Annotated in this window: 6 protein-coding genes and 4 pseudogenes; 2 read left to right on the top strand and 8 right to left on the bottom strand. The window is 65.5% G+C overall.

Annotated features, from left to right (window positions below; all coding sequences use genetic code 11):
• Positions 1-109 precede the first annotated feature (109 nt).
• Together P3H15_RS51845 and P3H15_RS51840 are read left to right on the top strand one after the other, a co-directional pair.
• Complete coding sequence (locus P3H15_RS51845; protein ID WP_276144467.1) at positions 110-820, top strand: transposase; 711 nt, start codon at positions 110-112, stop codon at positions 818-820.
• 109 nt (positions 821-929) lie between these two features.
• A complete protein-coding gene (locus P3H15_RS51840; protein ID WP_276144466.1) occupies positions 930-1,979 on the top strand; it encodes an IS110 family transposase in 1,050 nt (349 codons plus the stop codon).
• A 506-nt stretch (positions 1,980-2,485) separates the two neighbouring features.
• Here P3H15_RS51840 and P3H15_RS51835 read toward each other — a convergent pair.
• From P3H15_RS51835 to P3H15_RS51800, 8 genes and pseudogenes are all read right to left on the bottom strand, one after another.
• Positions 2,486-2,584: pseudogene (locus tag P3H15_RS51835) on the bottom strand (XRE family transcriptional regulator); the annotation flags it as partial.
• 878 nt (positions 2,585-3,462) lie between these two features.
• A pseudogene (locus P3H15_RS55660) lies at positions 3,463-3,687 on the bottom strand (tyrosine-type recombinase/integrase); the annotation flags it as partial.
• A 31-nt stretch (positions 3,688-3,718) separates the two neighbouring features.
• The gene (locus P3H15_RS51830) at positions 3,719-4,336 is read right to left on the bottom strand and encodes a TetR/AcrR family transcriptional regulator (RefSeq protein ID WP_276144465.1); all 618 of its coding nucleotides are present in this window, start codon (positions 4,334-4,336) and stop codon (positions 3,719-3,721) included.
• Positions 4,333-5,098 (bottom strand): annotated as a pseudogene (locus P3H15_RS55655) (tyrosine-protein phosphatase). The gene P3H15_RS51830 and the pseudogene P3H15_RS55655 overlap by 4 nt, the downstream one beginning before the upstream one ends.
• Complete coding sequence (gene phnE / locus P3H15_RS51815; protein WP_276144462.1) at positions 5,095-5,937, bottom strand: phosphonate ABC transporter, permease protein PhnE; 843 nt, start codon at positions 5,935-5,937, stop codon at positions 5,095-5,097. The pseudogene P3H15_RS55655 and the gene phnE overlap by 4 nt, the downstream one beginning before the upstream one ends.
• Entirely contained in the window at positions 5,918-6,784 is an 867-nt protein-coding gene (locus tag P3H15_RS51810) for a phosphonate ABC transporter ATP-binding protein (RefSeq protein ID WP_276144461.1), read from the bottom strand. Before P3H15_RS51810 ends, phnE begins: the two co-directional genes overlap by 20 nt.
• Positions 6,781-7,680 (bottom strand): phosphate/phosphite/phosphonate ABC transporter substrate-binding protein, encoded by a 900-nt coding sequence (phnD, locus tag P3H15_RS51805; protein WP_276144460.1) that lies wholly within the window; start codon positions 7,678-7,680, stop codon positions 6,781-6,783. Before phnD ends, P3H15_RS51810 begins: the two co-directional genes overlap by 4 nt.
• A 1,380-nt stretch (positions 7,681-9,060) precedes the next feature.
• A pseudogene (locus P3H15_RS51800) lies at positions 9,061-9,278 on the bottom strand (IS1380 family transposase); the annotation flags it as partial.

Raw genomic sequence — 9,278 nt, 5'->3', positions numbered from 1 at the left:
CAACGAAGACCGCCGCTCAACAGCACAAGTCAAGATCATTTAGTTCAGAGAAGCCTGCATCAAACTCTCCGTCGTCGCCTCCGACATCTTCGGAGTCTCCGGGCGGGACATGATGGACGCCCTGATCGCGGGACAACACGACCCGAAGATCCTGGCGCAGAAGGCGCGGTCCCGGATGCGCACCAAGATCGACCGCCTCGAGGAGGCACTCAACGGGCACTTCGATGACCATCACGGTTTCCTGTTGGCCCGGATGCTGAACCGCATCGATACCCTCGACGCCGACATCGCCGCCGTCGACGAGCAGATCGAGGTGCATTTGGCGCCTTTCATGGCGGAGGCCGCCCGGCTCGATGAGATCCCGGGGGTCGGTGCGGTGATCGCCGCGACGATCATCGCCGAGGTCGGGGTCGACATGTCGAGGTTCCCCACCGCTGGGCACCTGTGCTCCTGGGCGAAATTCTCCCCTGGCATCAATTCGTCGGCCGGGAAGACCACGGGCAACAGTTCCTCCGGGCACGGCAACGCATACCTTGCCGGAGCTCTCGGTGAGGCCGCCGTGGTCACCCGGAAGACCGACACCTTCCTCGGTGCCCGCTACCGTCGCCTGGCGAAACGGGGAAAGAAACGCGCCATCGTCGCGGTCGGACGTTCCATTCTCGTCGTCGTCTGGCATCTGCTCTCCGACGAACAGGCCACCTTCCGAGACCTCGGTTCCGATCACTACACCCGTCGCATCAACCCTGAGACCAAGAAACGCAATCACATTCGTGGACTCGAGGCTCTGGGCTACAACGTCGCCTGCACCCCGGCAGCCTGATACGAACCACCCCGATCGCAACCTCGTGAGACCACCTCACGTGGATAGCAGAGCACGTGTTCCGACCGCACGTCCCTCACCCCATTTTCGGATCAGTGTCGGATTGGATGTGCACGCACGATCGGTCGTCGCGTGCGGCCTCGACGGGCGGACCGGTGAGCTGTTCGAGCGCCGATTGACGCCCGATCATCGCGACATACTCGAGTGGATCCGGTCGTTGCCGGATCCGGTGAAGGCGACGTACGAGGCCGGGCCCACCGGGTTCGGGCTGGCCCGTTTCCTGGACACGGTCGGCATCGAGTGTCTGGTGGCCGCGCCCTCGAAGCTGCAGCGCCCGTCCGGAGATCGGGTCAAGACCGACGCGCGAGATGCACGGCATCTGGCGAGATTGCTGCACCTCGATCAGATCACCTCGGTCACGGTGCCGAGCGTGGCGCAGGAGGCCGCCCGGGATCTGGTGCGCGCGCGTGAGGACGTCCGCCGGGATCTCATGGCGGCCCGGCACAGGCTGTCGAAACTTCTTCTGCGGCAGGGGATCGTCTACTACGGAGGGCACGCGTGGACGCAGGTGCACGACACCTGGCTGCGCAGCCAGCACTTCGATGAACCCGGTCTGCAGTTGGCGTACGAGACCGCGTACGACACCATGCTCGCCGCCGTCGGCCGGCGCGACCGTTTGGATGCCGCGATCACCCGGATGGCCGCCGACAGCGCCTACACCCCGGTGGCGACCCGGCTCGGGTGCCTGCGGGGGGTGTCCACGTTGACCGCGTTCGGGCTGGCGGTCGAGATCGGGGACTGGCACCGGCTGACCGGCCGCTCGATCGGCGCGTACCTGGGACTGGTGCCCACCGAGTCGTCCTCGGGCGCCTCCCGCTCGCAGGGGGCGATCACCAAGACCGGCAACGGGCACGCGCGCCGATTGCTGATCGAGGCCGCCTGGCATCACCGGCAGCCCTATCGTGCCGGGGTGGATCTGCGGCGCCGCTGGGACAAGGCCTCACCGGCGGCCCGAGCCCGCGGGCAACGAGGCAACCGGCGCCTGCACGAGCGCTGGGCCGGGTTCGACGCCCGCCGCAAGCGTCCCGTGCCGGCGAACACCGCCATCGCCCGCGAGCTCGCCGGGTGGTGCTGGTCGTTGGCCGTGCTCGACGACTGACCCATGGGGCCTTCCCCCCGTCGCGGGCCATTCTGGTCGTTTGCTCGTCGGGCGGCAAGGTCGGTTCTCCTCGCTTGCGCTGCGGGGACTCCACCTTGCCCCCGCTCCTCGGCGACGACCGATGGGGGCACGGACCGGGGGGCCGAAGGCCCCCACGAACGTCCCGGTTGATACACGGTTGGGTGACAACAGCGCCTGGGAGTGACCCGCGAGAGAACTATGAGCAATCCTCAACTGCACGTTGGGATCACGCTCGAGGTTAGACCAGCGATCCACTCCAGCCGAACAACTGTCTTTGCGGTAGCCAACCCGCGCATATCAGACTTCGACAACGCGTCGACAACCGACACGCTCGCCACCAACCAACAGATTCATCCGGGGCCACCCGAGGCGGACGTCCCTCGACGACGGTCCTGGACGTCCGCCTCCTGCTGCCCTCTTGACAAATCTGCGTCCATATCAGTTCTTAATCGGGGTGATTCGGCCTTCGAACGTGGTTGCATTAACAACGCCGACACCGACGCCGAGGACAGCTTCAATCCGGCCTTCTCCGCAGGCAACCGTTGCTGGTGGGCGCCGATCCAGACCTCGCGGTGGGCGGCCATCCGGAGTTTCCACCTGATCTGCGTGCTCACTCCTGTCCGGTCAGCGCGGTCAGCACCGCCGAGATCGCGCGTTGGTGAGCGTCTTCGATGAACGTTTCCGACGTAATGTGACGTCAGATATCACAACTGTCCGAATGCTTCCCCGGAACAGTGCGGTGCTGCGTGCCTGGTTGGGTCGGATGCCGAGCGGTGTTCAGTCTCAGCTTCAGTCGTTCGGTGCTGATCGGGCGGCCTGGCTGCCCGATCGCCTCGCCGGTCTGCTCGTGCTCGCTACGCCCAAGGCCCATCCGCGATCGGGCCTACTGACCGTCGACCAGATCTCGATCAACCAACGACGGCGTCCGAATCGGCCTCCGCCGCACACCGATCGACTCCCCTCCTAATCGGCCGACGACCTGGCCCGCCCCGTTGGTCGCCACACTCGAAGGTCGACGCCACCATCGGCGCCACCACTCCGTCTCTCTTGCTGTTCTCCTCGGCGGGCGGTGTCGATAGTGGTGTCGTGCAGCAGCTTTCGGGCCAGAAGGTCTGGCGAATTGTCGCCGTCGATCGAGTTGACCGGGCCGCGCCAGCGCAGAGCGGGCCCAGGTGCGTAGTGGCAAGTTCGCTGGTATGGCCCATCGGAGGAAGGTGCCGGTTCCATAGCGGTAGGCCCCACCAGCGGGATCGGTGAGCCACCGGACCAGGTCGGTCCGACCGGTCCTCCTGACGCCGATCCGCTGCGACCCGCCAGCGAAGAATCACGCATCTGTCGGAACCTTCGGGCAAGCACCCCAGCTCAGTGGGCGTGTCGTGCCTACCCGCGAAACTGTCACAGTCGGCGCGGTCATCAGGCGATCTGCGGAAACTCTCCCGTCCGATGCAATTCCCGAGGGTTGGCGCACGTACCGCATGGTCGACGCGACCGTCCAGTGTCCTAGAAGTTGTTGGATGGCAAGCAGGTCCACGCGCCGCGCTCGTAGTTGTGGGTGGCACAGGCACGACGCATCCTGTGCGGGCTGAACCACTCCGTTGTCGGGCCGACCGTCCACGTCCATCAGGTGCCGCAATCGGTTACGGATCGTGGCCGCGGCCATCCGGCCGCCGGACTCGTTACAAAGCAGCTCCTTGGCGCGGCTCGCACGTCAGGCCGGGTCAGGTCAACATTCCTCGCCAAAGAACTTCGAACGCAGCATGGAGACGCATCATGGTCTCCGGGTTGTCGAAGCTGTCTCCGCGCACCACGGTCTGGTAATACGCCGCGCCGGCCATGGCGTCGAAACACGCCTCGACATCGAGGTCGGCGCGCAGGATGCCCCGCTCGATACCGACACGGAGGGCCGACTCCATAGGGGCTCGGCGGCGTGCAACGTGCGATGCCCAGTACGCCTTCTGGAGCGTTCGATCGGCCATGACGAGGCGGATCCGCTGTCGCAACCGCAATTCAGAATAGTCGGCTCCCTCAGTCTGTACGCCGAACATAGCGGCTAAGACGGCTTCACGCAGATCACCGTCCGTGGGAATGGTCGGCGGTACGACGCGTCCGAAGTCGAGTGCAGCGGCGATGAGAGTGGTCAGTGACGGCCAGCGACGGTAGAGAGCCGCCTTGCTGATGCCGCTGCGGGAGACGATCCGCGAGACGGTCACCTCTTCGTCGGCGTCGATGAGGGCGAGTGTGACTTCGATGATCTGCTCGTCGAGGGCCTCGTCGCGAGGACGGCCGGGACCGGGGCGCACAGTAACCTCCGAATCGCGGGTAGTGGCCGACGTCATTCGGCCAGCGCCCGGTGCCGCAGCCGAGCGATGGTATCGTCGCCCAGCCCCGCGGCGCGCAAAGGCTCGAGAGCGTCCCCGTGGCGCTCGCGTAGCACCGCGAGCAGCAGTCGCATCGACACTTCCATGGAACCGTCGAGCAGAGCGGGGGTGTCGTGGGCGTCCTGGTCGAATCCGAGCGCCTTCCACATCGCACCCATCACTGGACGCGTGCGCTCCAAGATCGCCGGCATGTTGTCGCCAGTGCGGGCGTAGTCGGCGACGATGGCGTCGTCGTCTGCGCCGAGCGCGAGCAGAAGGATCGCTGCAAGCACACCCGTCCGATCCCGGCCGGCCGCGCAGTGAAACGCCGTGGCTCCTGGCGTGTACGCAATGACGTTCAGTGCCGTCACCAGCTGCGGTGCGGACCCTTCAACCATACGTGCGTACATCTCTCCCATGGCCTCGTGACCGAAAGTTGGGGCCGACCTCCGCCATCGTATCTGCCACATTCGCGATGAGCGGCAGGTGGTGATACGAGACAGGAAATGCAGCGAGCGTGCCCCGGCCGGTCGTGGACACCTCGAGGGGGGAGCGCAGATCGATGATGGCGGTGAGTCCGTCGGAGGTAAGTTGCTCGGCGACCTCTTCGGTCACGTACGCGAGGTCGTCGGTGCGGATCGCGACGCCTTCGCGGAGGACTCCGCCCTTCACCGGGATGCCGCCGAGGTCTCGGAGGTTGACCGGGGCGCTGAGCGCGAGGTCACTGAGGGTGATGTTCATGTGATTTTCTTTCGGATTAGGGCGCTGACCTGGTCGATTGCCGTGACGAGCACGATGATGCAGATGATGATGGCGCTGAGATGTCCGTAGTTGTACATCCGCATCGCCGTGGTGAGTTCGAGTCCGATGCCGCCGGCTCCGACGAGGCCGAGGATGGTCGCGCCGCGCACGTTTCCCTCGAACAGCAGCAGCGTGTATGAGACGAGCATCGGAGCGGCCTGCGGGAGAATTCCGTACTGGACCACCTGCCGTTTGGAGGCGCCGACCGCCTGCATGGCAACGATCGGTCCGGGATCGACCGATTCCATCGCCTCGGCGAAGATCTTGCCGATCGAGCCAAGCGACCCGAGAGTCATCGCCAAGATGCCGGCGAACGGACCGAGCCCGACTGCCGAGACGAACATGAGCGCGAAGACGAGATCGGGCACCGAGCGGATGATGTTCATCACCCACCGGGCCGGATAGTACAACCATGTCGGCGCAATGTTGGTAGCGGCGGCGAACGCGACGAACAGTGAGAGCAGCGCACCGAGCACGGTCCCGACGATCGCCATCTGGAGAGTCTCGAGTAGGAGCTCGATGATGACGTCGATCTTCGAGAAGTCCGGCGGGAAGAGCCGGGAGAGAAACTCTTCCATATTCACCGCGCCCTCGCCGAGCTTGACGAAGTCAAACCCAACGCCGCCGGCGGACCAGATTAATACGAGAAGCGCCACCGGGATACCGATGAGGAAGCGCGTGCGCGGGACGGAGAAGGCTTGCTCCATGCGGGCGCGTTCCGCGGCAGGGAGTGACTGTGCGTCGCGCTTCGTGCGCTGTTCAGACGTGGAGGTCGTCATCGTCGTCCCCCTCGTCGTCGTAGAGCACCGAGAGCTTCTCGGCGTCGAGATCGGCGGTGCGCGCGGACACGATCATCTCCCCGTGCCGCAGCCCGACGATCCGGGAACTATATGCAAGGGCCAGAGGCAACACGTGCAGGCTCACGAGCACCGGGATGCCGTCCTCCGTCGCGATCTGCTGGAGGAGTTCCAGCACCGAGCCCGCGAGTTTCGGGTCGAGGGACGCAACCGGCTCGTCGGCGAGAATCACCCGCGGCTGCTGCATAAGGGCTCGCGCGATAGCCACGCGCTGCTGCTGACCGCCGCTGAGCGAGCGCGCCGATTCCTTGGCTTTGTGCGCGATGCCCACGCGATCGAGGAGTTCGAGGGCCCGCCGCCGGTGCGCGCCGGAGAAGCCGCCGACGAGATTGATCGCACCGGCCCCGTGCAGCGCCCCGGTGAGCACGTTGGTCAGCACGGTCATCCGCGGGATGAGGTTGAACTGTTGGAACACCTGCCCGACCTCCGCGCGGAGGGCGCGCAGCTCGCCGCGGGCGAGGTTGGTGACGTCGTGCCCGGCGACCTCCACGGATCCGCCCGAGACGGGGGCAAAGCCGGTGAGGCTTCTCATGAGTGTGGACTTACCTGATCCGGATGCTCCGAGGAGCGCCACCATCTCCCCGGGGAACAGGTCGAGGTCGACGCCGTCGAGCACGGGCCCCGCGTCGTAAGCGACGCGGAGATCGCGCACGGTGACGAGGGACAGCGTCCGGCGGTGTCCAGTGGTGGTCGTGGGAATGGTTCTGCGCTCAGAGAAGATGGGCGCGTTGGTATGTGACTTCTCCGGCTGCTTCGCGACCGTGCTCATTTGAGGTCCTTCAGCTCAACGCCGGCGATCGCCGCGATCTCGGCGAAAGAGGCGAAGATGCTCGGGTCAGGGGCGATGACGACGTCCAGCCCGGTGAAGGAGCCAAGTCCGCCGAGCGCCTCAGCGTTCTCCTCGGAGAACACCTTCGGCAGTGCCTCTTCGAGGAGGGTGCGGGTCTCGTCGTCGAGGGACTGGCGGGAGAGGACTGTGCCCATGACGTCCATGGCGGGGCTCTGTCCGACCGCACGCCACTCACCCGCTGCGAACGGGAAGATGGGTGCGCCCTTCTGGGTCAGTACGACCGCCGTGCAGGCGGCATCCACCTGGCCCTGTTCGAGTGCGGCAAAGCTGCCCTCGTGACCGCCGGCGAAGATCGACGTGTAGTCTTTCCCCTGCTCCAACCCTGCCTCGTGGAGCATGTAGACGGGCATGAAGTAGCCGGAGCTCGAAGCCTGGTCGGCGAAGGCGACCGTCTTGCCTTTCAAGTCCTCGACAGTGTTGATCGGCGAGTCAGCCTTCACGACGCAGGTGGAGACCGGCTCTCCGTTGCCCTTCCAGGCGAGAAGCGCGTCCACTTCACCGGTGTTGACCGCGAGAGCAGAGGGAAACCCGGACATGATGCCGATGTCGACGTGGTCTGTTCGAATGGCCTCGACGACGCTGAGGTAGTCGGGCACATCGGTGACCTCGACCTCGCGGCCTGTCTCCTCTTCGAGCATCTTGACGAACGCATCGATCGGATTGACCTTGGTCGGGTCATCCGAGCTGGGGAGGGTGGCAATTGTGATGGGGGCGTCCGCCACGGATGTCGCTACATTGCCCGAGGTCTGGCAGGCGGTGAGGGTGAGAACGGCGATGCCGAGCATGCCCGCGGCCGCGAGGGTGTAGGGGCGCATGCGATGACCCTTTCAGAGATGAAGTGTTGTATGTCCTCGAGATTTCGAGAACACCCGAATTCAAACTCCGAAAGGTATCGAGGAATTACGAGACCGCCGTACTGCGAAAGGAACGTCAGGTGAACAAACACTATTGATGGTCCATCGCAGCGACCACACGGAGCTTCTCCTGCTCTTCGTCGGCCTCGTTGTGCACCGCGCGCAAGCACGGTGCAAGCCACAACCACGGGGAGCGCGAAGTGCAGCACACCGATATCTACGAGGGTGCGATACCGAACGCCACTGGCTGCTCGACCGATCACGAGAGCACCGATGCCCGCGCCGTCCCGCCCCCATTCGAGGGCCTTCCGCTACGCCATGTTCGTACTGGTGCGTCACGAGGAAATGGAGGGCGTTGTTCCACACCGCCTTTCCGCCTCCTGCAGGAGATAGGGGTAGCCGTTGGCTGCGTCCAGCGCCAGCCGCAGCGCCGGCTCCGGCCTGCTCGCCATCCGAGGCTGAAGGCGCGGGTGCACTCCGCGCCGGCGGCGCAACTGGCTCGTCCCATTCGGCGTCCCGCTCGATGACCGGTGGCACGAGCGCCGCCCGCGAGTCCGGCTCGCTCAGGGTCGACAAGGCCCGGAACTGATCGAGCCGCTCGGCGTAACTGTTCCCGGTGGCCAGCTGCGCCGACAGCGACGGCAGACCCGCCCCGGCCAGGAACAGTGGCAACACCGGCGAGGTCTGACTGATCTGATGGATGGCGTTGCTGACCGCCGCCATCTCCTCGGCCGTGGCCTCCTGCAGCTCGTCGATCGGGATGAGCGCACCGACACCCAGCTCGCGCATGGTCTCACCGAGAACGACGAACACCTCGGTCAGGTCGGTGGAAATCGACCGGTGGCGGCGAACCCGGCAGCAGGGTCCCACCGGAGGACGCACCCACGCCGTCAGGGGCGTTCCGCTCGTTGCCTATTTCCGCAACGCGACGCCTGCACGAAACGCACCGCCGCACTGGCAAACACGCACGCCAACGCGATCACCACGAGGCCAACGCGGACCGGTGCCCACACTCCCCATCAAGAACAGACCGACCGGCACGTGTCTCATTCTGTGATTGTCCGCCGTCCAGACGGCCGGGGACAGCACCCAGCGGTCCAGCTGATTCCGGGGATTAGAAATATTGCACCACAATTGGTTTCCGGACGTCGACAACTATTCGGTGTCAGCTAGCCTCAATTTTTCGTGCCGTGTGCCTGAGGTGTGGATTTCGGCTGGGATGTGCTGGTGCGGGACAGATATTGGTGTGTGGGTATAAGGGCGCGCCCGATGTCGCTCGGGTGGTGCCCGGTTCCACTGGCCGGGTTGGCTTTCGTTAGTCGTAGGAGCAGGAGGCCGCGGTCAGGTGAAGGCGGCGCGGATGCGATACCACGCTGCGGCGATCGCTTGGGCCCATTGCCAACTCGAATCGATCCGAACCCGGACCGCCCGGGCGCCGCGGGTGATGCGGGCCGCGACGTGCAAGACCCGGTAGCGGAAGGTGTCGATCTCGCAGCGGGCCAGTTCCGGGTGGTCGCCGAAGCCGATCAGCTTCGCCCAGGCGACCAGGTCGGTGGCGG

It is taken from the genome of Rhodococcus sp. T2V, from assembly GCF_029269925.1.
Lineage (GTDB): Bacteria > Actinomycetota > Actinomycetes > Mycobacteriales > Mycobacteriaceae > Rhodococcus_F > Rhodococcus_F koreensis.
This window is presented reverse-complemented; position numbering and strand designations above follow the sequence as displayed.